This is a genomic window from Mesorhizobium sp. M7A.F.Ca.MR.148.00.0.0 (assembly GCF_003997735.1).
Classification (GTDB): domain Bacteria; phylum Pseudomonadota; class Alphaproteobacteria; order Rhizobiales; family Rhizobiaceae; genus Mesorhizobium.
The window spans coordinates 1-405 of record NZ_RZTB01000416.1 but is presented as its reverse complement, the minus strand read 5'-3'; the positions used below and the strand labels follow the sequence as shown (position 1 = coordinate 405).

At 55.3% G+C, this 405-nt stretch carries 1 protein-coding gene; it reads left to right on the top strand.

Features of this window, described 5'->3' with window-relative positions; all coding sequences use genetic code 11:
* On the top strand, positions 1–104 hold a 104-nt coding region (locus EOB49_RS34770), incomplete at its 5' end, for a zinc-binding dehydrogenase (RefSeq protein ID WP_164781972.1).
* Positions 105–405: the final 301 nt, after the last annotated feature.

Genomic DNA, 405 nt, shown 5'->3' with positions numbered 1-405 from the left:
TAAAGCCGATCATCGATAGGACCTTCGCGTTCGACCAAATCGTCGAGGCGCACCGCTACCTAGAATCGAACGAGCAGTTCGGCAAGATCGTGGTGACGATCTGAAATCGTGGTGACGATTTGAAATCGTGGTGACGGTCTGAGCAACGATGACGAACAAATCATTCTTGCAGGGCAATATCGCTCTTGAAGGCGCGGCTCTGCATTCCTAACTTGTCTCACGCGGGCCGGGCCCCTCTGACTATCGCTTTTGGCGATCGTGATGTCGGACCGCTTTAACGGGCTCGTTTCCATGTTTCGGTCAAGCGGGCTCAATCTTTCGGTTTGGAGCCCCGTATGACATCTCCTTCCCTCCTTGGCATGACTTGCCCCTCCTGCCGCGTTGCGCTCGTGATGAGCGAACGCC